Genomic DNA, 24,383 nt, shown 5'->3' with positions numbered 1-24,383 from the left:
AGCAATATAAAAAAAACCCGCTCCTGCATGTGTGCAGAAACGGGCTCTTCAGGAAATATTTTCAAAGACAGATCAGCGTGGGCCGGAACGATGACCGCTACGGCTGGGAGCGCCTCCACGTCCGCCACCCGGACGACCACCTGACGGCGGTCCCGAACGGCGTCGTCCACCTCCGCCGCCGCCACCACGCCCCCCGCCAAGAACGGGAGGACGCTGGGTGGAGAGGCGTGCTTCTTCGGAATGGAAAGGATGATCGGTCACGACCGGGATAGGCTTGCCGATTTTCTTTTCGATATCCTTGAGCCATGCACGCTGTTCGGCATCACACAGCGACACTGCGCAACCCTCACGTCCGGCACGTGCGGTCCGGCCAATACGATGGACGTAAGATTCCGGAACGTTGGGCAGGTCGTAATTGAAGACGTGACTGACCTCGTCCACATCAATACCACGCGCCGCGATATCGGTGGCCACCAGTGCCTTGATGGCTCCGCTGCGGAACCCCGCCATAGCGCGCTCGCGCGCACCCTGAGACTTGTTGCCGTGAATGGCTTCCGCACGGATCCCGTTCTTGTTCAGGAATTCGGCGACCTTGTTGGCTTCGTGCTTCATCAGCGTAAAGACCACGGCCCGGGCAACGCTCGGGCTTTCCAGCAGCATGAGAGCCGCATCTTTCTTGCTGTTCGAATCAACGAACATCACGGCCTGATTGATGCGATCAACGGTGCTGGATTCAGGTGTGACCTGAACGGTCGCTGGGTCCTTCAGCAGCGAATGCGCCAGATCGCTGATGGACGGCGGCATGGTTGCCGAGAACAGCAGGGTCTGACGCTGCTTGGGCAGAAGGGCCATAATGCGCTGGATGTCGCGCACGAAGCCCATGTCCAGCATGCGGTCGGCTTCATCAAGCACAAGAATTTCAAGGCTTGAGAGGTCGATATATTTCTGCCCGATCAGATCAAGCAAACGGCCCGGCGCAGCCACAAGAACGTCGACACCACGGCGCGTTGCCTCGATCTGCCTCCCCTGCCCCACGCCGCCAAACACGACAGCGTAGGAAAATTTCATGTGCCGTGCGTAAGCAGCAAAGCTTTCGCCGATCTGGGATGCCAGTTCTCGCGTCGGCGCCAGAACCAGAGCCCGAACGCCCTTAGGCGGCGCAGGACGACGGTTTGAAAAGATATGATTCAGAATCGGCAGGGCAAATGCTGCAGTTTTTCCTGTGCCGGTCTGGGCAAGACCCAGAAGATCACGGCCTTCCAGCAGATAGGGAATGGCCCCGGCCTGAATCGGCGTAGGCGTGGTGTAACCCTCTTCTGCGAGAGCCTTCTGAATTGGCTCGGCAAGCTTGAGTTCGGCAAAACTGGTCATGGACCTCTCCTTTGAGACGGCAAGGTCATGCTCAGTTAACCGCACCGCTATACATCCCGCCCGACCAATCGGCCGCAGGCTTTATATTGCAGACCACTTCTTGCCCGATGTGCTCACAGAGCCAGCAGGATCATGAAGTCATCATCACATTTCAGAAAATGCCCCTGAAGTGCTTATGGGATGTAGGACAGCACTTGTCCCATTGCAAGGATACAGCAATGCCATTCTGTGAAAAACCATTGCTATTTCTTGAGTTTTGCCATCAGGCGAAGCTGTCGTATTGAACCAGTGCATCAAGAGGCAAGAGCCCGCCGCGAGGCTTTGGCGAGGATGCCTCACGCCCAAGCGCGACAAACATCACAATTTCATGATCCACCGGAAGATTAATGATCTCCCCGACCCGATCGAAATCAAACCCGTCCATAGGACATGTCTGGAGACCATAGGCCGATGCTGCCATCATGAGCGCATAGGCCGCCAGACCGCACGACCGGAAACCCTCGTCCCGCTGCACCTGTTCGCGCCCTTCATAGTAAGAGCGGATCATGCCGACATATCCTTCGCGCACGGATTCCGGCGCGTCTTTCCAGTACCGTGCGGGATCTTTCTCCCACGCTTTGATATCGGCACACATAACGATCAGCGCGGAACATTCCTCGACCTGCGGCTGATCCCATGCGGCGGCGCGAATTCTGCGACGCTGATCGGCGTCCCGCACAACCAGAAAGCGATAGTTCTGGATATTGAATGCTGTCGGCGCATGGCGGGTCGCCTCCAGAATCGCCGTCAGATCAGCATCCGCAATCTGATGGTCCGCATCAAAATGCTTGGTAGCACGACGGGATGCGATGGCCTGAAGAATGTCGCTCATAAATCCAGCACTCCGCTTTGATGATGAAAGACCTGAATCAGGCCTGTATCTTCAAACCCTACCCTAAAGGAAAGGTTGCAAACAATTGAACCCGGTCAGGGTTCTGCTCGCCGCAGCAGGAACATCGCCTGTTCCCCGAACAGGTTGGCGAGCCTGATGGAGCGACGCCAGGGCGCACGGGCTCCGTCTTCGTCAATCGCCAGCCACTGCTGAACGACATATCCCTCTTCTTCACACAGAACGAGGAAATCCCGGATTGTGCAGGGATGGATGTTTGGTGTCGTATACCAGGGCGTGCTCCAGACAGACGTCATTGGCATCCGGCCTGTCGTCAGAAGCTGAAGCCTCAGCCGCCAATGTCCGAAATTTGGAAAGGAAACAATCGCATAGCGCCCGATCCTGAGCATCTGCCGCAGGACTTCCCGAGGACGCTCGACGGCCTGAAGGGTTCTTTGCAGCACGACGTAATCGAACGTACCGTCTGGATAATCCGCCAAATCATGATCCGCATCGCCGTGCATGACAGGCAGACCGTGGGCAACCGACTGCGTGACGTTCTGCATGTCGATCTCTATGCCACGCGCATCGCACGAACGCGTCCGGTATAGGTAGTCGATCAGGGTACCGTCTCCGCTTCCGACATCCAGAACGCGGGCCCGGGGCGCAATCATTTCGGCAATCAGGCGCTGGTCAACACGCATTAGCCTTCTCCCGCCAGAAGGGCTGCATGTTCGGCAGCGCCATTGATAAAGCCCCGGATCGTCCGGTCAAAATCGGGCTCTTCCAGCAAAAAAGCATCGTGTCCGCGATCGCTCTCGATTTCGACGAAAGACACGTTCGCTCCTGCCCGGTTCAACGCCCGCACCAGAAGACGCGACTGGGATGTCGGAAACAGCCAGTCCGAACTGAAAGAAACGACGCAGAAACGCGTCTGCGATTTCCGGAAAGGGTTGGCCAGATCCCCGTCATGTTCCGCAGCCAGATCGAAATAGTCCATCGCACGCGTGATGGTCAGATAGGAATTGGCATCGAAGCGCCGCACGAATGACGAACCCTGATGACGCAGATAGCTCTCGACCTCGAACATCTCGCCAAATAGGGACGGACTGCTGGACGCCGGCACAGCCGTGGCGGCATCATGCCGGATGCGCCGTCCGAATTTCCGGCTAAGAGCCTCCTCCGACAGATAGGTGATATGCGCCATCATCCGTGCGACCCCAAGCCCACGGGCCGGAATGGCATCGAAGTCCCGGTAGTGACCGTCATGCCAGTCCGGATCGGCAAAAATAGCCTGTCGGCTGACTTCGTTGAACGCGATATTCTGGGCGGAATGAAACGGCGAGGTTGCAATCGGCATGGCGGCAAACACCCGGTCCGGGAAATCCGCAGCCCAGGTCAGGGCCTGCATTCCGCCCATTGAGCCGCCAATAACGGCAAACAGGCGTCCAATGCCCAGATGGTCGATTAGCTTGGCCTGGGCAGCCACGATGTCATGCATGGTGATCGGCGGAAACGCGCTATCCCACGCCTTCCCGGTTTCTGCACAGACCGAGCGCGGCCCCGTCGTGCCCATACAGCCCCCCAGGACATTGGAGCACACAACGAAATACCGATCCGTATCAATCGGAAGGCCGGGCCCCACCATGCGGCTCCACCAGCCGGGTTTTCCGGTCAGAGGATGCTGCTCCGCGAGATACTGATCGCCCGTTAATGCATGACAGACTAGAATGGCATTGTCGCGTGCTGGCGAGAGCGTTCCATAGGTACAATACGCGATCTCCAGCGGTGCCAGATGCACCCCGCATTCCAGATCGAGGCCGCCCTCAAGACGCACAGTCCGGTGCTCATGAACCGGACCATCCGCGACAATCGGTAACGCGCTGATGTCCATCGTTAACCCGCCTCCGATACCAGACCTGAAAGCAGCATTGCCTTCAAGGCGCCACGGTATGACACCGCACGGCAATGCGATCAAATTCCTTTTGGAATGACGATCAATTAACGGCTTGAATAAAGTTAAAAAACCGTAAAAAAGTCATCAATGCCGAATGCGTTCTCACATTCCCCTGCTGACGATTCACAAGCACCGTCTTTCCCGGTCGATGCGTCGCCTCTTCAGATTCTCGGGCATTCCGGACTTTTCGACGCATTTTACTATTTGAAAACCAATCCGGATCTTGAACCCCTTGGAACCGACGTTCTGCGCCATTTTCACCAGCATGGATGGCGCGAAGGTCGCAAACCCAATCCTTTTTTTGATCCTCACTGGTATCTCAGTCAGAACCGCGACGTTATTGGCGATCCGTTACTGCATTATGTCCTACGCGGGGAGCGGGAAGGACGTCGCCCGATCGCATGGTTCGACCCGACCTGGTATGTAAAAACCTATCACGTTCCGGAACGGATGCTGGCACTCGCCCATTATCTGCTGAACCGACACACGACACCCCTGCGCCCCATTCCGGATTTCGATCCGGAATTCTATCTGCGGTCTTATCCGGATGTCGCGAAAGCTGGCCTGGATGCGCTTGAGCATTATATGATTCAGGGCTTTCGCGAGGCAAGACGCCCCTTCGACGGGTTCGACCCGCTTTATTACAGGCGCAAGCACCTGCGAAATGCGCCCGAAAGCAATCCATTTCTTCATTATCTGGAAAACCGCGAACGGCCGGATGTTCATCCATGCAGTCCTGAAAGCGAAATATCGGTTTTTGGCGAAATCAAACGCAGAACAAAACCCGGCCCATTTTTTGAAAAGCCCCGCCCCATTCCCAAAAGCGCCATTCGCCGCGCGCGGGTTCTGGCCTATTATCTTCCGCAGTTTCACGCCATCCCAGAGAACGACGCCTGGTGGGGCGATGGCTTCACGGAGTGGGCCAACCTGCCCCGTGGCGTTCCACGTTTTGCAGACCATTATCAGCCGCGCATTCCACGCGACCTGGGCCACTACACTCTGAACTCGCCAGAAATCCTCGAACGGCAAGCTGCCATGGCCCAGGCAGCGGGCATTGAGGGGTTCATTTTCTATTTCTACTGGTTCAACCGCCAGCGCCTGCTGGAACAACCACTGGACATCCTGCTGGCCAACCCGCAGATCGACCTTCCGTTCTGCCTGATGTGGGCCAATGAGAACTGGAGCCGTCGCTGGGACGGATCGGATGACGACCTGCTGATTGCGCAGGACTACCGCCCCGAAGATGACGAAGCCCTCGTGGACTGCTTTGCCCGCTATTTGAAAGACCGGCGCTATATCCACTGCGATGGCCGACCGGTCCTCATGATCTACCGCCCTGGCACAATCCCCGATGCGCCGGCCACGATCGCCAGATGGCGCGCGATGTTCCGGCATCGACACGGATTAAACCCGATCCTTGTCATGGGGCAGGCCTTTGGAGACGAAAATCCCGACCTTTTCGGACTGGACGGGGCCATCGAGTTTCCGCCCCACAAGGTCGTATCAGGCTGCAACCTGATGAATGACGAACTCAAGCTCTTCGATAATGAGTTCAGTGCTCAGGTTTATGATTACAGTGACGTCGTGGAGCATGCGCTGTCTCAACCCGAAGCGCCGTTTCCACTCATCCGAACTGCGGCCCCCTCCTGGGATAATGACGCGCGCCGGCAGGGAAAAGGTCTTGTCCTGCACGGATCAACCCCGGAACTCTACGAACACTGGCTCGGCGGTCTGATCGAACAGGCTCAAACCCGGACTTTCTTCGGAGACCCGGTCGTGTGCATCAATGCCTGGAACGAATGGGCCGAGGGAGCATATCTGGAACCGGATCAACATTTCGGAAGCGCCTATCTCAACGCGACGGCCCGCGCCTGTACGGGCTTTGGCGGCAAGCGGTCTCGATCCAAGCTTCTGCTGATTGGTCATGACGCATTTCCAGCGGGCGCGCAGAGACTGCTTCTGGAAACAGGCCGCACCCTGCAACACTGCTTTGGAGTGGAGCTTCAGTTTCTTCTTCTAGCGGACGGTGCACTTCTGAATGACTATCGGAATGTCGCACCAACGGAAGTGCTCTCCGCAGAAGCAGAAACACTCGCATCTCGTCTCTACACACTTCAAAAGCAGGGATTTCAGTCAGCCATCCTCAATAGCGCTGCGTCTTCAGGCATCGCGCCTCACCTTGCGCAGGCAGGTATCGATTTCCTGTTCCTGATCCATGAACTTCCAGCCCTCCTCCGCAGTCGCGACCTTTATACACCTATGAAACAGGCCTGCGCGCTTGCTCGGAATGTTATTGTCCCGGCCAGAAGTGTGGCCAGAAAACTTGATCTCGAAACTGCAAAAACCCTGAAAATCCTGCCACAGGGCCTCTATGCCGCCGCGTCACTTTCCTTGCAGACACGGCAGACGATCCGCAAACAGATGGGCTTTAGCTCAACAGATCCGGTCGTGATCGGCGCAGGCTACGCGGATTTGCGAAAGGGATTTGACCTTTTCCTTCAGCTCTGGCGCAAACTGCGCAGCACAGTACACTGTGTCTGGCTGGGAGATATTGATCCGTCCCTGAAAAACAGCCTTCACACTGAACTGGAAAACGCCTGCTCCAGCGGCACATTCCACATGCCGGGACGAATAGACAATGTTCCGGTCTGGTTTGCCGCGGCCGATGTGTTTGTTCTGCCATCACGCGAGGACCCGTACCCTTCGGTTGTTCTTGAAGCGCTGGCTGCGGGCCTTCCATGCGTTGCATTCGACGATGCAGGGGGAATTCCAGATCTTTTGAAAGAACTCGACAGCAATAAAGATTTCCAAAACCGGACTGTTCCGTTCGCAGATGTCTCAACTCTGGCCAGTGCAACTGAAGAACTGGCCATCTGGTCCATGAAAAGAACTGGCAAAGAACGACAGAAAGCCGGGCGGTTCGCACAGGACGCATTCAGCTTCAAACACTATGCTCAGGACATTCTCAGCCTGGCTCTGCCAAAGGTACCAAAAATCTCCGTCGTTATTCCGTCCTATAACTATGCCCGTTACATGAGCAGCCGCCTGTCTTCCATTTTTGCGCAGACAATACCGGTCTTTGAAATCATCGTACTTGATGATGCGTCTCACGATAACAGTCTGGAAATTGCGCGTCAGACTGCAAAAGACTGGAACCGAGACATTCTCTGCATTGAAAATACTGTCCCCTCAGGGTCTGTCTTCCGGCAATGGCACAAAGCCCTTAACCTCGCACAAGGCGACTGGATCTGGATTGCCGAAGCAGATGATTTTTGTGAACCTGATTTTCTCGAAAATATTCTGGACGGCATCAACAGCAATCCGTCTGTTGTCATGGCATTCACCGATAGCCGCTCTGTAGATGAAGACGGAACGCCAATGTCTTCATCTTATCGTCCCTACTACTCACAAAGTGTAGGCGCACTTTTGGAAAATAACAGTCAATTTACAGGTGAAGGATTTGTAAGAGAATGCCTGTTTGAACGTAATCTCGTTCTCAATGTCAGTAGCGCCATTTTTCAGAAAAAACGTTTGTTGACTGCTATTAATGCCTGTCAAAAAGATTTAAAAACACTTCGCGTTGCCGGAGACTGGAGAATTTATGTAGAACTTCTGACGCAGGAAGATGCAGAAATTGTATACATAGCAAAATCTCTCAATGTTCATCGAAGACATGCTGTTTCAGCAACACACTCTCTCAATCGACTAAACCATATCGAAGAAATTGCGTACATGCATACCCTGCTCATCAATCGCCTAACCCTTCATGAAGCACATACAAAACGTCAAAAAGATTATATTGCCGCATTAGAAAATCAATTCGGAATACAGCAAACACACTAAAGGAAAATATAAATCGCAACCCATATTAATGGGCGCCCGCTTCTTTCCGGGTAAATCCTTACGACATAATTAACATTATATTTTTAATTTTTTGTAGCGTGATTGAATATCAATTAAAGATACAGAAAAGTTCCAAAAGGAAATGCCATGAGCCGCGATTTCAAAATTGTGGATGTTTTCAGCTCTACTCCCTTTAAGGGAAATCCTGTTGCTGTTGTACTGGATGCTGGAGGACTGAACACAAAACAAATGCAAGCGATCGCTGGTTGGACAAACCTGTCGGAAACGACATTTCTACTCCCCCCAACTCAGCCAGGTGCAACCTATAAGCTGCGCATCTTCAGCCCCCGCAATGACGCGTGCAAGATCCGAGCCTTTGCAAGCTTAACTAAGTTTCGCAGACAAAGGTTATTCATTGGAATGGTGAGACGAGATTGACGAAGCCAAGATATGGTTTCTGGGTTTCGTCATATCGGTTAGCAACACATTGCCAGTCCTAGAGTTTATTGAAGAGGCGCTCGACGAAATTTCGTCAACAATACTTATCCTATCATGAGGGACAGGATCGCGGCGGTTGTTTTTGTGTGGAATGACGGATTCGGAAAGCTCCTCGCGAATGAAGTCTGCATCGTAACCTTTATCGGCCAGAAACGCCTTGATCCTGTCAGGGATCACGGAACGTCGAGCCGAAACCATGGACATCGTGTGTCTATGTCGGCGTCAGGACAAAACCGATAGGACACCCCTGACGTTGTATCGGGCCTGCAATTTGGCGCTGAAACTGTCACGCGACCGTCCAAACGCCTCGCTTGCCTGAGATCTTTTTTATAACGATGAAATAATGGTTCACTGGGGTCAACGTGCTGACGATCATGTCTGATTTGGTATCTCGTTCGACCGCCTCAGCCAGGATTTCCTGCACCGTATCGAACACGTCCGTCGTCACCCAGCGTCGGTAGCGTCGGAACACGCTGTTCCACTTGCCAGAGTCATGAGGCAGACAGACGATTGTTTTGCGCAGGACGACAGCCATGATCCTTCTCGAGCGAAAGCATCGTCCCGATAAGGGTTCATCCTTCGTTAGAAATGCTCAATACGATCGCCCAACAATGCCTCTAAAAAGCAGCCCTGAATCAATCAGGGATGTTACTGTCAAACCTCGTCCACGAAATCTAGGCTGTGGCGTCCATGTGCAGATGCATCTGCCGCTTGTCAACGATATTAGACAATCTGATTCGCGCAGCAGCCAGTCTCATTTTTGATTTAGAGTCAAAAAATAGAGTGGTGAGGTCGATAGGGCGGATTATCCTTCTTTCTTGCTATCAAAAATAGTACGGGCTTCGTGATCTATTTTTAGGCCAACATAGACGGAGTGGAATCACTGAAGCGTAACTCAAAAACTGAGTATTTTTCAGAAATTTTCATTTTAGATAATTCGACGCAATATGCGTGGACCAAAGAGGAATCTGATTCTCGGTAACCATTTATTATATAATATAACTATTTTATGATGATACTTTATGTGAAAGTGTCGTAATTTTTTATAGAAATAAATTATTTTTCTTGTTTTGCTTCATTCAGTCTTTCTGGGTTGATGTTCGAGTCAACGAGAAAAATGGAGAAGTAACATGTCCAATATCGGAAATACTTATTACGGATCTGGGAATTCTCTCTCACTTACAGCCTCAACAAATGGTGGCAGCTACAATCTGGGTTCTCTTTTGGCTATTGGCCCCAATGACTTGACTGTGGGATCCGGAGACGGATCTGCAGTCAGCGCCACTGTCCAGTTGGCTGCGCTCGCGGCCGCTGCTTCATATACGATAACGGCGGAAGCTCACACGACAGTCGCAGTCAGCAGTGGAACAGTTGGCATCTTGACCGGAGTTACGCTTGATGCGGACGGCGGGACAATGTCTATTAGCGGCGGTTTGTTGGATGCATTGAAATACGTAACAGTAAATATTACAAACGGCGGCACTTTTAGTGGATCTGCCAGTTTTATTAGCGCGGCGTCAGGCCTTCAGATCAATTTTGGGGAGGGAGGGGGAACCCTCAATCTTGCGGCATCAAGCGCGAATATCGCTCTTTTGAGTGGAGCAACTATCAATGGTTTCGGGGCAGGCGACGAGATTATCGTGAGCTCTAACGGCACTCTGGCAACGATTACAGGTGTTACATACAACTCCCTGCTTGACACAAGTACGATATCTTTTGGCAATGGGGATACATTAATCCTCAATGGGCAATACACGGATCAAGAAGATGGAGAGGGGACATATCTCTCCACACAGTCCGTTTCAGGCGGAAATGGAACGGAGCTTGTCGTCGCGTGCTTTGCGAAGGGGACCGCAATTCAGGCTGCAGACGGAGAAGTCTCCGTAGAGAATTTGCAGATTGGGGATCTGGTTCGGACTGTGAGCGGAGATTTGAAACCTGTAGTCTGGATTGGCTACAGAAGTTATTCATCGCGTTTCGCAGGCGTAAACCCGAATGTTATCCCTGTAATTTTCAAACGTGGTTCGTTGGGAGGTGGTCTCCCCGTTTGCGATCTGACAGTCTCTCCGAAACATGCAATGTTGATAGATGGAGTGCTTGTCCAAGCTGAAAGCCTTGTGAACGAGACAACAATAGTCCGATCGTTTAGTAAAAAAATAATTGAATATTATCATATAGAACTTGAAGAGCACGACGCTGTTTATGCAGAAGGGACGCCTTCTGAGACGTTCATCGACGATTCAAGCCGATCAATGTTCCATAACGTAAACGACTATTATACACTTTACCCAAACCGGAGGGTGAAACCGGTGCATTACTGTGCTCCGCGATTGGAAGAAGGGCCCATCGTAGAGCGTATTCGTCGCAATCTCCAAGAGATTTCCAAGAAAAATACGCTTCTTTCAGCGTGATTATAGTATGAAGATACTTATTGATCATGAATGGAAAAAATCTTGACGGAGAGGGATCTCTCGTTGTCGTACGTGGATTTGTCGATAAAATCGACAAATCCACCATCGTAGGATGGGCATATAATGGGACGGATGAGGCGGTAGCTATCCGTCTATTGTGTAATGGAGTTGTTCTAGGGATCATCAAAGCCGATTTGTATAGAGAGGACCTCGAGCAGTCTGGTATAGGTGATGGATATCATGGTTTTTGTTTCAATGTTGTAGGTGGGTTACCTTCAGGAGAGTTAATCCAAATTGAAGCAAGAGAAGCCGTGAGTGGCGTCGAGTTGGAGGGTTCTCCCTGCCAAGTCGAAATCCCGGCTGAGCCACGCCAGGTTACTGCATTAGCAAATTTGCAGGAAGGAAAGCATGCAGGCATTCTGGATACTGTTGAAAGACGCTGTATAGCGGGGTGGGCATGGGACGAAAGCCATCCCGAAAATTCTGTTGGCATACAGGTAATTGTTAATGATTGTGTATTAATAAACTCTATAGCAAATAGGTTTCGAGAAGATTTAAAAGAATGTGGGATTGGAACGGGCTATCATGGATTCATTATAATATTACCAGAATTATTATCCCCACACATATGCAATACCGTTCGTGTTATCAGAGATGATGGGGCTGAATTACAGGGGTCCCCAGTTATTATCGAAGCGGTTTCCATTTTTGATCCAGATATACTTTGGTTCATGCAGCTTGCAGCAAAGCGCGTTGGAAATAATGAAGAGAGAGAGCGAATTTCGGAAATACTTCTGTCAACGTTGGATATTTTGAAGACAACGGCTAATGACGAAATATCTGGTTATGACAAACATTCCATTGAACGACAGAAGGCTTTGACATCGGGGTTTGAAGATCCTTCTCAGAATATTAAAAATCGTTATAAACGTGCGCTAGTGATAGATAGTAGATTTCCAAATCCAAGTCGCGATGCTGGCTCAAATGCTATTATATCGCATATCCGTGCGCTTTCAGATATGGGATACGATGTTTCTTTTATTGCGTTAAATGAAACGAAGGCGACCAGAGAACAAAAGAAATTTTTGGAAAAAGACGGGATCCAAATTTTAGAGGCTCCGCTTTTTGATACTGTGGAAGTAGTTTTACGCAATCAACGTGATAGTTTTTCCTTGATTTATCTCCATCGAGTGGAGGTGGCGCAGGCTTATATCGGTCTTGCAAGATGCTTTCAGTCGCGGGCTCGTATCATTTTTAGTGTTGCCGATCTGTCTTATTTAAGATTGGAACGCCAAGCCATAGAACTTGATGATATGGAATTAAAGAGTAAGGCGCAGCGTGTACGGGTTCTGGAGCGAATTTGTGCAATTCAGGCTGACGCTTTGATTACGCATTCAACAGAAGAAATGCGTATTCTGAAAGAATTAGCGCCTCGAACTCCTGTTTTTGTTGTGCCATGGGTGATTGAAACGCCCCCCGTTATTCAACGGCTTCAAAATCGTAGCGGTTGTCTTTTTGTCGGGCATTACGCTCATCAACCTAATCTCGATGCAGCCTTCTGGTTAATAGAAGAAATTATGCCGCTTGTTCACAAGCGGCGTCCGGATATCATTTGTTATCTTGTTGGCTCTCATATGCCAGAGCGCCTTCGGAATACCACAAGTCCGGGCATAGAAATTCTTGGTTATGTTCAGGATCTGAATGAAGTTTTTAGCAGGGTAAGGATTGGCGTTGCGCCTCTTCGCTTTGGAGCGGGTATTAAAGGCAAGGTTCTTGAAATGTTGGGGTGGGGTCTTCCTGTTGTCATGACACCTGTCGCTGCTGAAGGGATCCCTCTTCCGGTAGAGTTGAAGGAGGTTGTTGTGGAGAAGGACGCTGATAGTATTGCGAATATGATTATTTCCATGCATGACGACAGAGATATTGACAGTATATCAAGAATTGGCGTTTCTTTTATTAGGGAAAAATATTGTATTTCTTCAATAATAAATTCAATGAAGAAAATCGAGTAATATAATATATTTTTAATTAATTATCAGTGGGAATTTATGGTGTCTTTATAATTATTATGGAAAATTTTTTTGGGTTTCGTGGACGAGATTTGGCAGTAGCGTCACTGATTGATTCAGGGCCGCTTTTTAGAGTCATTGTTGGGTGATCGTATTGAGCTTTCTGATGAAGGATGAACCCTTATCGGGACGCTGCTTTCGCTCGAAAAAGGGTCATGGCTGTCGTCCTGCGCAAAACAATCGTCTGTCTGCCTCATGACTCTGGCAAGTGGAATAGCGTGTTCCGACGCTACCGACGCTGGGTGACGACGGGCGTGTGCGATGCGGTGCAGGAAATCCTGGCTGAAGCGGTCGAACGAGATACCACATCAGACATGATCGACAGCACGGCGACCCGGGCGCATCATTATATCGTCGTTATAAAAAGGATCTCAGGCAACCGAGCTGTTTGGCCGATCGCGTGACAGTTTCACCGCCAAACTGCAGGCCCGATACGACGTCAGGGGTGTCCTATCGGTTTTGTCCTGACGCCGACATAGACACACGATGTCCATGGTTTCGGCTCGCTGTTCCGTATGATCCCTGACAGGATCAAGGCATTCCTAACCGACAAAGGTTACGATGGAGAGCTCGTGACCAACAGGCCCTGCATCGCCTGTCACCAATACCGGTAAAGATTATGGCCCCAGAACTTTCTTCATCGCGGCTCTTTGCATTGATCTTGGCATTAGGCGGTTGGAAAACACGACGATCTTGTTCATGATCCCGGCTGTGATACTCGCCTTTCCTTTCCAAAGTGCCGAAAGACCACTTTGCACGACTGGACGGGGCTGCATGGTCAACATCCGCAATGCAGTTGAAACGCTCGCACCAGCCACCGCGTCAAAGCCCGTTTCCGTATGGCCCGGGCAAAGGACGGTCACCTTTACACCGCGAGAGCGGAGTTCATCGTGCAGCGCCTCCCCGAAAGAAAGCACATAGGCTTTCGTCGCAGCGTAAGCCGCATAGGTCGGCACGGGCTGAAATGCCAGAATGCTGGACACAAGCAGAATATGACCATTGCCGCGCTCCGCCATGGCCGCGCCAAACATATAGCTTAACTCAGTAAGCGCCGTGATATTAAGCTGGATCATGTCGGCGGTTCGCTCAATCGGAATATCCAGAAAATCTCCATGCAGGCCATAGCCAGCATTATTCACCAGAATATCGATCTGGAGCGATCGGGCATCCAGCCTCTCTCTGAGACGACCGGCCGCTCCGGAGCTGGCCAGATCAAACGGTTCAACGATGACATCCACACCATGTTGAAGCCGAAGTCTTTCCGCCAGCGTCTCCATCGGATCCTGTCGTCTGGCGACAAGAACAAGATCCACTCCCTGCGCTGCCAGTAAATCGGCAAAATCGACACCCAGACCACTTGAAGCCCCAGTGACCAAGGCTCTTTTACCGAGGTTAATCGTTTCATGGGTTCCAGAAATATTCTGTGCCATATTCTGCTCTTTCAACTTTGATGTTTATTGCAACAACGACCACGACATCCCTGCCGATGGGCCTAACGTGAAGCCAGTTGCAGACCGTCCGCCGCTCCTTCCCAGCCGCCGCCGATCGCTCTGAAGGATCGGACAGCGGCCCGGGCGGTTTCGCTCTGGTTATCGGCCTGGCGGTCTTCGGCCTCGAGCAACTGCCGGTTGGCATCAAGGACATCCGTGAGAGGAATAACCCCCGCCTTGTAGGACTGGCTGGAAAGATCACGAGCCTGGGTCAAAGAAGCCACTTCGGTTCTGAGATCGTCTCCACGTTTTTCAGACTGAGCCAACGCCATAAAAGCGTTTTCCACGTCTTCGGCCGCGTGAAGAACCGTTGACCGATACTGTGCAAGTTGTTCGGCATGTGCGCCTTTTGCCTGCTGGACTTCCGCATCGATCTTGCCGAAATCGAAAATCCTCCACCGAAGAGCGCCGGACGCCGACGGCCCGAAACCTGCTGGCGTAAACATCTTGTTCACGCTCAGACTCTGAAACCCAAGCGCACCCGAGAGCGAAAGCTTCGGATAATAATCAGCCAGTGCCTGACCGATACGTGCGTTTGACGCGGCAAGACGCCGCTCTGCCGCGATAATATCGGGGCGGCACCTCAAAATATCTGCGGGCGTGACATTACCAATGGACGGAATTGCTGGCGAAGGCGAGGCAAAAGCCAATTCCTGTGCATAAGTCCCCGGCTGGGCGCCCATCAGGACATCCAGCCGGTTAAGCTGAACCTCTAACGCGACCCGTAGTACCGGCACTGTCTCGCGTGCGGACTGAAGAAGGGCCTGCGCCTGATCAAGCGCACGCTGCGACTCAACACCGCGGTCCCGCTTTTGCTGCACAAGATCAAACAAGTGCCGATCCGTTGAAATCTGATCCTGCGCGATGCGTAGCCGGGCCTGATATCCCCGTATCTGGAAATAAGCATCCGCGGCCTCTCCTGCGACACTGATCCGTACGCCCGCGCTCTGCGCAACAGCAGCCTCGGCTTCATCTCGGGCCGCCTCATGCCCACGTCTCAGACCGCCAAACAGATCCAGTTCCCAACTGGCCACGCCATGCATATCATAAGCTCGCTGATCGCGGTTATAGCCCGGAAAATTATGCGCTATCCGACCAATCAGTCCTTCATTGGACAGCCTGTAGGCCGATGCCTGCGGAGCAAAATCCAGTGTTGGCAGCATTTGTGCAGCAGCAGCCTCAGCCGCACCATGAGCCTGTCTTATGCGCCCGATTGCCGCTTCCAGATCAAGATTCTGCGTCAGAACACGCTGTTCTATACGGACCAGTTCAGCGTCGTGAAATGACTCCCACCAGCGATCCAGAGAAGTCTGGCCGCCGTCATACCCTCGCAAGTCGACATTATGAAACGCGGCAAGATCCGAGTGAGGTGCCTTGTAATTTGGCCCCACCGCACATGCCCCGAGACTTAACATAGCCGTAAGCGACAAAGACGTTCTCGCGAAGCGCACGACCCTTGAGGGCTTCACAAACATCGCTCGTGCGGTGTGATCGACAGCCATATGCTCATGCCCCAAATGTGATCCAGCAATCGTGTCTGGCTCTACAATGCGAGTGAATGGTTTTCACATTCGTCACTCGTTGTCAATATTGGGTAACAGAGCTATGAAGGACGGGTAAAACAAGGGGCAAAACGATGACCAGAAAACCTTCCGGGCAACGAGGCCCCGTCGATCATGACCGTCGGGAGCAGATCATCACGGCGGCACACGAGCACTTCCGGCGGTACGGCTATAAAAAAACGACAGTCGCGGATCTGGCAAAGGCGATCGGTCTGTCCACCGCCTATCTCTATAAATTCTTCGACTCAAAAAAAGCCATTGGCGAAGCGATCTGCACCCTCTGTCACGACAAGCTCCTGACTGACATCCAGACCGTCGTGAGAGAAGACATCACGCCCCCTGAAAAACTGCGAAAAACCTTTCAGTCTCTTGCTCATAATGGGGCCGATCTGTTTATTCATGATCGTAAAATGCACGATATTGTCGCGTCCGCAATTGAGGAGAAATGGCACGCCGCCATCGCCTTCGATCAGGAATTGAGCAGCATTATCCGCCACATTATTCTGGAAGGGCGTGAACAGGGAGAGTTCGAACGCAAGACGCCGATTGATGAAGCCTGCCGCGCCATCACACTCAGCCTTCAGCCCATTCGGCATCCCGTTCTTCTCGAATACAATCTGGAGACCCTCGATACCGATGCCACGATGATTGCCAATCTGGTTCTGCGCAGCCTCGCACCGTAAATTTTAAGTGACGATTTGACATTTCGTTCACTAATAAACAGGATAAGTCACCACTCTTGTCCTGGAGCCCTCAATGGCCGTCTTGCGCCTGCCCCGCCTTACGGCGGCAACTTTGTTCGCCACTTTAGGACTCGTCGGCTGCAAACGAGAGGCTCACTCCGACCCTCGCGTTGCCGATCGTATCGTTCAGACCGCCCAGATCGAAAATGCGCGCACTGACACGTACCAATTCACCGGGACTGTCGTCGCGCGGGTACAAAGCGATCTGGGCTTTCGTATTCAAGGCAAAATTATTGAGCGTCTGGTTGACGTCGGCCAGCAGGTAAAGGCTGGTCAGGTGCTGATGCGGCTTGATCCGACTGATTACGTTCATGCCCTGACGGCACAGACAGGGAGCATGGCTTCCGCACGTGCCCGTTGGGTAAAGGCTGCCGCCGATGAAAAGCGCTATCGCGGCCTTGTTGGCACGGGAGCAGCGTCTGCCTTAACCTACGACGAAGTGAAAGCAGAAGCTGACAGCGCAAAAGCGCAGCTCGATGCCGCCATCGCTCAGGAAAAAGTTGCCCGCAATCAGGACGATTATTCACTGCTCCGCGCCGATGCCAACGGGGTTATCGTCCAGAAACTGGCAGAACCGGGCCAGGTTGTATCAAGCGGCCAAGCCGTCATCGTCCTGGCTCATGCCGGTCCCCGCGAAGCGCGCGTCGATCTTCCGGAAGGCCTCCGTCCAGCGTTACATTCAGAAGCAAGCGCTTTTCTCTATGGCGGCGCTCAGAAGATCTCTGCCCATTTGCGAGAGCTTTCCGATGCCTCGGATGCCTCAACGCGCACCTATGCGGCACGCTATGTCTTGGAAGACAAAGGCGCATCGGCTCCTTTGGGAACGACGGTCAGGGTCGAACTCCCGTTCGATCAGGACGCACAGAGGCTTCAGGTTCCTCTGGGAGCACTGGATGACGAAGGACAGGGTCAGGGCATATGGATCGTAGACAACAAAACGTCCCGCGTCAGTTTCCATAAAGTCGCCGTCGCACAACTGACAGAAGAAAACGCTGTCCTCACTCCTGCCAGCGACCCCACATTGCACTCTGGAGCGACGATTGTCGCAACAGGAGGCCATTACCTGCATCCCGACGAGCATGTGTCACTCGCTCACGAGAAGGTCGCGATGCAATGAGCCGCTTCAACCTTTCGGCTCTGGCGGTTCGCGAGCGCGGGATCACCCTCTTTCTGATTATCGCCCTCAGTCTCGCCGGGGCTTTTTCCTTCAAACAGCTCGGGCGTGCTGAAGACCCCACTTTTACCGTCAAAAGCTTTACCATCTCTGCTGTCTGGCCAGGTGCCACGGCACAGGAGATGCAGGATCTCGTCGCAGACCCTCTGGAAAAAAGACTTCAGGAACTTCAGTGGTATGACCGGGTCGAAACCCTCTCCAGGCCCGGAATGACCGTTCTTCTGGTCACACTAAAGGACAACACGCCGCCATCTACGGTGTCAGAACAGTTCTATCAGGCGCGCAAAAAGCTTTTTGATACGACCCCCAAACTACCGCGCGGTGTCATGGGGCCTTTTGTCAACGACGAATACAGCGACGTCGATTTCGCCGTTTATGCGATCGAAGGCCATGGTCTGCCCGAACGGCTGCTGGTTCGCCATGCCGAGACCATCCGCCAGCGCCTGCTGCATGTGCCAGGCGTGCGAAAAGTCGACATCGTCGGAGAACGTCCCGAGCAGATTTTCGTCAATCTTTCCAACGCGCGCCTCGCCACACTTGGCATCCGGCCGCAGGATATTTTCAATACTCTTTCCCACCAGAACAGCGTCACGGCAGCGGGTTCGATCGATACCAGCGGTCCACAGGTTTTCATCCGTCTGGATGGCCGTTTCAACGATCTCGAAGCGATCCGCAACACACCCGTCGCAGCCAATGGCCGAACCTTCCGAATAGGCGCCATCGCTACAGTCGATCGTGGTTATGAAGATCCTCCGGCCTACCTGATCCGGCACAATGGCGAGCAGGCGCTGGTCCTCAATGTCGTAATGCAGGAGCACTGGAACGGTCAGACACTGGGGCTTGCGCTCGATGACGCAGGCAAGACCCTCTCGGCAGGCCTTCCACAAGGCGTCACGCTGACAAAAGTCGTCGATCAGGCCGTGAATATTCACGCGGCGGTCGGCGAGTTCATGCTCAAGTTTTTTGTGGCGCTGATCGTGGTGATGATTGTCAGCCTCATCAGTCTTGGCTGGCGTGTGGGCATTGTGGTTGCCGCTGCTGTTCCCCTTACGCTTGCGACCGTCATGATCATCATGCATCTGACTGGCCGGGCACTTGATCGTATTACTCTTGGCGCCCTGATTATTTCCCTTGGCCTTCTGGTGGACGATGCCATCATCGCAATCGAGATGATGGTGGTGAAACTTGAGGAAGGGTATGAACGCACCAGCGCTGCGGCCTATGCCTGGAGCCATACCGCGGCCCCAATGCTCGCTGGCACACTCGTCACGGTTATTGGCTTTACACCGGTGGGTTTCGCCCAATCCACGGCTGGCGAATATGCGGGCAACATCTTTTGGGTGGTCGGATTTGCACTGATCACCTCGTGGGTCGTTGCAGTCGTTTTCACGCCTTATATGGGGGTAAAGCTTCTCCCCAAAATCCATAAGGTCGGTAACGAGCACGGCTCGCCTTACATGACGCCGCGCTATCAGAGGTTTCGTCGCCTTGTCATCTGGGCAGTGCGTCGCAAGTTCATGGTTGCGGGGAGTGTCACGGCAGCTTTCCTTCTGGCGGTCGTGGGGATGGGAGCCGTCAAACAACAGTTCTTTCCGACATCCGATCGTCCGGAAGTACTCGTTGAAGTCCAGATGCCCGAAGGTACGGGCATTGAAGCAACCAGCAAAATCACCGCACGCGTGGAAAACTGGCTACGCACCCAGCCGGAAGCCACCATCGTCACGAGTTATGTAGGTGCTGGCGCGCCCCGTTTCTTCTTTGCCTATAACCCTGAACTTCCCGATCCGTCCTTTGCGAAAATTATCGTTCTGACCCCGAACGAAAAAGCGCGTGACCGTCTTAAATTCAAGCTCAGAGCGCAGGTCGCGCAGGGATTGGCGCCGGAAGCCCGCATCCGTGCAACGCAACTCGTCTTCGGCCCCTATTCTCACTTTCCCGTCGCATTTCGTGTCATGGGTCCTGATGCAGACGAATTGCGAGTGATCGCGCGGCAAGTGCAGGACATCATGAGGCAAAACCCGAATACCCGCCAGGTGAATACCGACTGGGGCGAACGCGCTCCTACAGCCCATTTCGTGCTGGATCAGGCCCGTTTGCGGCTCGTTGGTTTAACGCCCGAAGAGACCGCTTCCCAGATTCAGTTTCTTCTTCTGGGTATTCCAATCACTCAAGTACGCGAGGATATCCGGACCGTCGATCTGATCGCCCGAAGCGCGGGCCATGACCGCCTCAACCCCGATCGTCTCAAGGACATGACCATCAGCAATAACACAGGTAGGGCGATTTCCCTGAGCCAGATCGGTCATCTCGACTACCGCGCAGAAGACCCCATCCTGCGCAGGCGGGACCGTGTGCCGACCATTACGGTGCAAAGCGATATCGACGAAAATCTTCAGCCCCCACAAGTCTCGACAGAGATTGAAGCTGCTTTGGCTCATCTGAAGGCAACCCTGCCGCCCGGCTATCGTATCGAAACGGGTGGAAATACAGAGGAAGCTGGAAAGGCTAATCGCGCTCTGCTTCCGATCTTTCCGGTGATGGTCCTCCTGACCCTTCTCGTTCTGGTCATTGAGACACGCACCATGTCCGCCATGATAATGGTCTTTTTAACAGCACCATTGGGGCTGGTTGGTACTGTTCCCGTCCTGCTGCTCTTTCATCAGCCTTTTGGCTTCAATGCAATTCTGGGACTGATCGGACTATCGGGCATATTGATGCGCAACACACTGATCCTGATAGGGCAGATCAAGGTCAATCAGGCTGCGGGACTTGATCCTTTTCATGCCGTCGTTGAAGCCACCGTACAGCGTGCACGCCCGGTCATTCTGACTGCGCTCGCGGCTGTACTGGCCTTTATTCCTCTGACAGAATCAGTGTTCTGGGGTTCGATGGCCTTTACCCTCATTGGAGGAACCATTGCAGGAACAGTGCTGATTCTGCTCTTTCTGCCCGCTCTTTATGCGATCTGGTACAAAATAAAGCCAAGCGCGCACGTATGAACACAGAAAATCGTAATGGCCCGGAAACCGAGGCAGGGAATTCAAAAACCCTGTCCCCTTCCCTCTGCCCATTTCCAGCACGGCAACGAAGCGTGCGCTTGCTGGGGGAAAGCTTTATACAAATCAGACGTAGTCATCACGCATGACGGAGAAGCGTTCATGAAACTCTACAATCTCGAACTCTCCGGCAATTGTTATAAGGTGCGCCTCTTGGCAGCCTTGGCCCGAATTCATCTGGAACATGTACCCGTGGACCTCGCGGCAGACGAACAGCGCACTCCAGAATTCACGGCCCTGAATCCGTTTCAGGAAGTGCCAGTTCTGATCGACGGGGAGATCGTTCTGCGTGATTCCCAGGCGATCCTCGTCTATCTGGCCGGCCAACTTGCGGACAGAACATGGTGGCCACAAGAACCAGCAGCCCAGGCTGAAATCGTGCAATGGCTTTCCATCGCCGCGAACGAGGTGCGCGATGGTCCAAACACGGCTCGCCTGATCCGAAAATTTGGCTATGACCGTTCGATGGAAAGCGCACGTCTTGTCACGCAGCGGCTTTTGCTTCTGTTGGACCAGCATCTGAGTGTCCATAACTGGTTCGCTCTTAACCGACCGACCATCGCGGACTGCGCACTATTTCCCTATCTTGCGCTCGCCCATGAAGGCGGGATCGACATCACCCCTTTCAGCGCGCTGACACGCTGGATCGATCGCGTCCGGGCGTTACCGGGATTCGTGCCGATGCCCGGTATTGACAGATGACACCTAAAGGCGCCGCGACGCTTTCCCCGAACTGGATCGAGACGCTTCTGCCTCGTGTTGATTTTCGGGAACGACATAGCATCGATATTGCGGCGCCTCCGGGACGCATTCTTGACTGCGCGATGGACTACCGCTTGAAACATGATCCGCTGGTTCGTGCTGCCATAAAGCTACGCGAACTGCCCATGCATATGTTGGGACGCACCAGTCGACCACCCTTTGACCAGGACGATTTTACCTTTTTAGGACGTGATGGAGACAGCACCCTTGCTTTCGGGCTGGTTGGTGCATTCTGGGAAGCCGATTACGGGTTACTCCCATGCCGTTCAGTGGAAGATTTCCGGAGTTGCGCAAGGCAGGACGTTTGCAGACTTGTGCTTTCCTTCACGCTTCTGCCTCTGACACACGGAAGAGCGCGCCTCACGACCGAGACATGTGTCTTTTGTCCTACGTCCGCGACCCGGCGACGTTTCGCGCCTTACTGGTATCTTATCCGCCCCGTGAGCGGACTGATCCGCAGGCGCATGTTAGCTTCTGTGCGCACGCAGGCTGAATGCCGCAGCAAAGTTCGAACACTCACCGGCTGATGCCGGGAACCCGCCTAAGTCCCTCTGCAAGAAAATCAACGCAGAGACGAACCCGGGTCAGGTTCGTCCGTTCCGGCGCGATCAGCATACTCAGCGGCACGGGCGACAGTGTATAATCTGGTAACACATGCTCAAGCCGACCATCCCGCAGGCAGTCCTCTATCAGCCAGCGATGGGCTGGCCCATAGCCTCGACCTGCAAGAAACGCATCCCGCGCTGCCAAACCATGATCGACGATTAAACGACCGTGGAACGGCACAACGTGATTTCTGCCCCTCGTGCTCCGCAAAACCAGCCGGTCCGATCCATGCACACGAGACATCCGTACGCCTTCAAGCTGACGCAGGTCCTCGGGGCTCCGCACCGGACCGTTGCGACGCAGCCATTCGGGAGATGCGACCAGCATACGCTCGCTCTCGCCAAGGGAGCGCAGTTTCATTGCGCAATCGCTCAGGGGGCCAAGACGGATGGCGATATCAACACCGTCACGCACCAAATCAATACGCTCGTCCGTCAGACCGAATTCCACCCTGATCCCTGGGTTCTCGTCCTGAAAAGCATAGACGAGACGACTGACATGCAGAACACCCAACGCACCCGTACAGGAAATACGCACCGTTCCGGCAGTTGCCTGCCGTGTGTCACGCATTTCCTGACTTGCCTGCTCGACAAGAGAAAGAATCTGCACGCACTGCGCATAATATCGCGTGCCTTCGTCTGTTAAAGCAGTCCGGCGCGTGGTGCGCGTCAGTAACGAGACACCCAGAGCCTCTTCAAGTTCACGCAGATGCCGCGTCACTGTCGATTGTCCGGCACCGGTTTCCCGTGCGACGGCGGCCAGATTGCCGCGTTCAGCGATGCGTACAAAGGTTCGCATCCGTTCCAGCGAGATCAAGGATTGTTCCATTTTTCGGCACAGTGCCTTCCGCTATCTCCATATGGGAGAAGAATATCCTATCGCCTAGTCTTGCCGGGAAACGAACCTTTTTTACAAAGACAAGGCCCCACGCATGAATGTCCTGATCGTGTTCGCCCATCCCGAACGACACTCCCTCAATGGCGCTCTTCTCGATATCGCAGTCGCCGAACTGCAATCGCAGGGGCACGAGGTCAAAGTCTCTGATCTTTATACCATGCACTGGAAAGCGACCGTCGACCGCAGCGATTTCCCGGATCTGCCTACCGACGAGCGCCTTAAAGTGGCATCTGCATCTTCCCGCGAATTCGCAGCAGACGGCCTAACGGATGACGTGAAAGCAGAACAGGAGAAACTTCGCTGGGCCGATACCGTGGTTTTCCAGTTCCCGCTCTGGTGGTTCGCCATGCCGGCGATCCTCAAAGGCTGGGTTGACCGCGTTTATGCCTGTGGCTTTGCGTATGGCGTTGGTGAACACAGCGACCGCCGCTGGGGGGATCGCTATGGCGAGGGCGTGATGGCAGGCAAGCGCGCCATGCTGCTCGTAACGACGGGAGGTTGGCCGGAGCATTATTCCGAACGCGGGATCAATGGTCAGATCGATGATCTGCTGTTTCCGATCAACCATGGCATTCTGTTCTATCCCGGCTTCACAGTGCTACCGCCTTTCGTGGCTTACAGGACAGACCGACTGGATGACGCACGTTTCGAAATTGTGTCCGAACAACTTCGCGAGCGTATGCGCACGCTCGCAACGACAACGCCGATCCCATACCGGAAACAAAACGGCGGCGACTATCAGATCCCGACGATGGAGTTGAAACCCGGCCTGGAAACACTAGGCGCAGTTCGTTTTGCACTGCATGTCGTAGAACCAAAGCCCTGTCTTTGCGACTACGAGGGCTAGCGTCCCGACGATCACGCGAAAGTGAAAACCGACAAAATTGCGCCTGAATTCCTTTTCGTTTGTTTCCTATGTGTTTCCTGCGGGCATTTCAGGCACCAAAAAAGCCACCCGATTGGGTGGCTTTTCTTCTGTCTTTTCAGACGCTTATTCACTGGTTGCGGGGGCAGGATTTGAACCTGCGGCCTTCAGGTTATGAGCCTGACGAGCTACCGGGCTGCTCCACCCCGCG

General features: G+C 53.3%; 18 protein-coding genes, 1 tRNA gene and 1 pseudogene. 10 read left to right on the top strand and 10 right to left on the bottom strand.

Annotation, left to right across the window (positions count from 1 at the left end; all coding sequences use genetic code 11):
* Positions 1-72: 72 nt before the first annotated feature.
* The 4 genes from JK213_RS05340 to JK213_RS05325 form a co-directional block, all read right to left on the bottom strand.
* A complete protein-coding gene (locus tag JK213_RS05340) occupies positions 73-1,371 on the bottom strand; it encodes a DEAD/DEAH box helicase (protein ID WP_194262186.1) in 1,299 nt (432 codons plus the stop codon).
* Positions 1,372-1,633: 262 nt separating this feature from the next.
* A complete protein-coding gene (locus tag JK213_RS05335) occupies positions 1,634-2,242 on the bottom strand; it encodes a nitroreductase family protein (RefSeq protein ID WP_194262187.1) in 609 nt (202 codons plus the stop codon).
* A gap of 95 nt (positions 2,243-2,337) precedes the next feature.
* Positions 2,338-2,943, bottom strand: coding sequence for a methionine biosynthesis protein MetW (metW, locus tag JK213_RS05330; protein WP_194262188.1), 606 nt, complete (start codon positions 2,941-2,943; stop codon positions 2,338-2,340).
* Positions 2,943-4,133: a homoserine O-acetyltransferase gene (locus tag JK213_RS05325; RefSeq protein WP_194262189.1), complete on the bottom strand. Its 1,191-nt coding sequence runs from the start codon at positions 4,131-4,133 to the stop codon at positions 2,943-2,945. Before JK213_RS05325 ends, metW begins: the two co-directional genes overlap by 1 nt.
* A 150-nt stretch (positions 4,134-4,283) precedes the next feature.
* Between JK213_RS05325 and JK213_RS05320 the strand changes: the two genes are divergently transcribed.
* Both JK213_RS05320 and JK213_RS05315 read left to right on the top strand, forming a co-directional pair.
* Positions 4,284-8,039: a glycoside hydrolase family 99-like domain-containing protein gene (locus JK213_RS05320; protein WP_194262190.1), complete on the top strand. Its 3,756-nt coding sequence runs from the start codon at positions 4,284-4,286 to the stop codon at positions 8,037-8,039.
* A gap of 147 nt (positions 8,040-8,186) precedes the next feature.
* A pseudogene (locus JK213_RS05315) lies at positions 8,187-8,396 on the top strand (PhzF family phenazine biosynthesis protein); the annotation flags it as partial.
* Positions 8,397-8,823: 427 nt separating this feature from the next.
* Here the strand turns inward: JK213_RS05315 and JK213_RS05310 are convergent.
* Entirely contained in the window at positions 8,824-9,072 is a 249-nt protein-coding gene (locus JK213_RS05310; protein WP_194262192.1) for a hypothetical protein, read from the bottom strand.
* A 595-nt stretch (positions 9,073-9,667) separates the two neighbouring features.
* Here JK213_RS05310 and JK213_RS05305 point away from each other — a divergent pair.
* The 3 genes from JK213_RS05305 (at position 9,668) to JK213_RS05295 (ending at position 13,421) form a co-directional block, all read left to right on the top strand.
* Positions 9,668-10,948, top strand: coding sequence for a Hint domain-containing protein (locus JK213_RS05305; RefSeq protein ID WP_194262193.1), 1,281 nt, complete (start codon positions 9,668-9,670; stop codon positions 10,946-10,948).
* Between the two features lie 26 nt (positions 10,949-10,974).
* Positions 10,975-12,960, top strand: coding sequence for a glycosyltransferase family 4 protein (locus JK213_RS05300; protein ID WP_194262194.1), 1,986 nt, complete (start codon positions 10,975-10,977; stop codon positions 12,958-12,960).
* Between the two features lie 212 nt (positions 12,961-13,172).
* Complete coding sequence (locus JK213_RS05295; protein WP_194262195.1) at positions 13,173-13,421, top strand: hypothetical protein; 249 nt, start codon at positions 13,173-13,175, stop codon at positions 13,419-13,421.
* 213 nt (positions 13,422-13,634) lie between these two features.
* Here the strand turns inward: JK213_RS05295 and JK213_RS05290 are convergent, their stop codons facing one another.
* Positions 13,635-14,447 (bottom strand): SDR family oxidoreductase, encoded by an 813-nt coding sequence (locus JK213_RS05290; protein WP_194262196.1) that lies wholly within the window; start codon positions 14,445-14,447, stop codon positions 13,635-13,637.
* Between the two features lie 62 nt (positions 14,448-14,509).
* On the bottom strand, positions 14,510-16,009 hold the full coding sequence (locus JK213_RS05285) for an efflux transporter outer membrane subunit (RefSeq protein WP_228125439.1): 1,500 nt from the start codon (positions 16,007-16,009) through the stop codon (positions 14,510-14,512).
* Between the two features lie 134 nt (positions 16,010-16,143).
* Here JK213_RS05285 and JK213_RS05280 point away from each other — a divergent pair, with 134 nt between their 5' ends.
* Positions 16,144-16,752: a TetR/AcrR family transcriptional regulator gene (locus JK213_RS05280; RefSeq protein ID WP_194262197.1), complete on the top strand. Its 609-nt coding sequence runs from the start codon at positions 16,144-16,146 to the stop codon at positions 16,750-16,752.
* Between the two features lie 124 nt (positions 16,753-16,876).
* Here JK213_RS05280 and JK213_RS15835 read toward each other — a convergent pair whose 3' ends face one another.
* Positions 16,877-17,125: a hypothetical protein gene (locus tag JK213_RS15835; protein WP_228125459.1), complete on the bottom strand. Its 249-nt coding sequence runs from the start codon at positions 17,123-17,125 to the stop codon at positions 16,877-16,879.
* Here JK213_RS15835 and JK213_RS05275 point away from each other — a divergent pair.
* The 3 genes from JK213_RS05275 to JK213_RS05265 all read left to right on the top strand — a co-directional run bounded on the left by JK213_RS05275 (position 17,018) and on the right by JK213_RS05265 (position 21,744).
* Positions 17,018-17,929, top strand: a complete 912-nt coding sequence (locus tag JK213_RS05275; RefSeq protein WP_228125457.1) for an efflux RND transporter periplasmic adaptor subunit — start codon at positions 17,018-17,020, stop codon at positions 17,927-17,929. The genes JK213_RS15835 and JK213_RS05275 overlap by 108 nt on opposite strands.
* A complete protein-coding gene (locus JK213_RS05270; protein ID WP_194262199.1) occupies positions 17,926-20,985 on the top strand; it encodes an efflux RND transporter permease subunit in 3,060 nt (1,019 codons plus the stop codon). Before JK213_RS05275 ends, JK213_RS05270 begins: the two co-directional genes overlap by 4 nt.
* A gap of 159 nt (positions 20,986-21,144) precedes the next feature.
* Positions 21,145-21,744, top strand: a complete 600-nt coding sequence (locus JK213_RS05265; protein ID WP_194262200.1) for a glutathione S-transferase family protein — start codon at positions 21,145-21,147, stop codon at positions 21,742-21,744.
* A gap of 576 nt (positions 21,745-22,320) precedes the next feature.
* On the opposite strand, the gene JK213_RS05260 is transcribed toward JK213_RS05265, so the two are convergent.
* Positions 22,321-23,238 (bottom strand): LysR family transcriptional regulator, encoded by a 918-nt coding sequence (locus JK213_RS05260; protein WP_194262201.1) that lies wholly within the window; start codon positions 23,236-23,238, stop codon positions 22,321-22,323.
* A 103-nt stretch (positions 23,239-23,341) separates the two neighbouring features.
* Between JK213_RS05260 and JK213_RS05255 the strand changes: the two genes are divergently transcribed.
* Complete coding sequence (locus JK213_RS05255; protein ID WP_211571297.1) at positions 23,342-24,154, top strand: NAD(P)H-dependent oxidoreductase; 813 nt, start codon at positions 23,342-23,344, stop codon at positions 24,152-24,154.
* 152 nt (positions 24,155-24,306) lie between these two features.
* On the opposite strand, the gene JK213_RS05250 is transcribed toward JK213_RS05255, so the two are convergent.
* A tRNA-Met gene (locus JK213_RS05250) sits at positions 24,307-24,383 on the bottom strand.

This window comes from Gluconobacter sp. Dm-44 (assembly GCF_018256175.1).
GTDB classification, from domain to species: Bacteria; Pseudomonadota; Alphaproteobacteria; order Acetobacterales; family Acetobacteraceae; genus Gluconobacter; species Gluconobacter cadivus.
The sequence above is the reverse complement of the archived record's forward strand: the minus strand, read 5'-3'. Positions and strand labels throughout refer to the sequence as shown.

Bases quoted from the DNA above. Each gene is read 5' to 3' on its own strand.
- JK213_RS05340 (WP_194262186.1), bottom strand. From the start codon at position 1,371: ATGACCAGTTTTGCCGAACTCAAGCTTGCCGAGCCAATTCAGAAGGCT.
- JK213_RS05335 (WP_194262187.1), bottom strand. From the start codon at position 2,242: ATGAGCGACATTCTTCAGGCCATCGCATCCCGTCGTGCTACCAAGCAT.
- metW (WP_194262188.1), bottom strand. From the start codon at position 2,943: ATGCGTGTTGACCAGCGCCTGATTGCCGAAATGATTGCGCCCCGGGCC.
- JK213_RS05325 (WP_194262189.1), bottom strand. From the start codon at position 4,133: ATGGACATCAGCGCGTTACCGATTGTCGCGGATGGTCCGGTTCATGAG.
- JK213_RS05320 (WP_194262190.1), top strand. From the start codon at position 4,284: ATGCCGAATGCGTTCTCACATTCCCCTGCTGACGATTCACAAGCACCG.
- JK213_RS05310 (WP_194262192.1), bottom strand. From the start codon at position 9,072: ATGGCTGTCGTCCTGCGCAAAACAATCGTCTGTCTGCCTCATGACTCT.
- JK213_RS05305 (WP_194262193.1), top strand. From the start codon at position 9,668: ATGTCCAATATCGGAAATACTTATTACGGATCTGGGAATTCTCTCTCA.
- JK213_RS05300 (WP_194262194.1), top strand. From the start codon at position 10,975: ATGAATGGAAAAAATCTTGACGGAGAGGGATCTCTCGTTGTCGTACGT.
- JK213_RS05295 (WP_194262195.1), top strand. From the start codon at position 13,173: ATGGCTGTCGTCCTGCGCAAAACAATCGTCTGTCTGCCTCATGACTCT.
- JK213_RS05290 (WP_194262196.1), bottom strand. From the start codon at position 14,447: ATGGCACAGAATATTTCTGGAACCCATGAAACGATTAACCTCGGTAAA.
- JK213_RS05285 (WP_228125439.1), bottom strand. From the start codon at position 16,009: ATGGCTGTCGATCACACCGCACGAGCGATGTTTGTGAAGCCCTCAAGG.
- JK213_RS05280 (WP_194262197.1), top strand. From the start codon at position 16,144: ATGACCAGAAAACCTTCCGGGCAACGAGGCCCCGTCGATCATGACCGT.
- JK213_RS15835 (WP_228125459.1), bottom strand. From the start codon at position 17,125: ATGAACGTAATCAGTCGGATCAAGCCGCATCAGCACCTGACCAGCCTT.
- JK213_RS05270 (WP_194262199.1), top strand. From the start codon at position 17,926: ATGAGCCGCTTCAACCTTTCGGCTCTGGCGGTTCGCGAGCGCGGGATC.
- JK213_RS05265 (WP_194262200.1), top strand. From the start codon at position 21,145: ATGAAACTCTACAATCTCGAACTCTCCGGCAATTGTTATAAGGTGCGC.
- JK213_RS05260 (WP_194262201.1), bottom strand. From the start codon at position 23,238: ATGGAACAATCCTTGATCTCGCTGGAACGGATGCGAACCTTTGTACGC.
- JK213_RS05255 (WP_211571297.1), top strand. From the start codon at position 23,342: ATGAATGTCCTGATCGTGTTCGCCCATCCCGAACGACACTCCCTCAAT.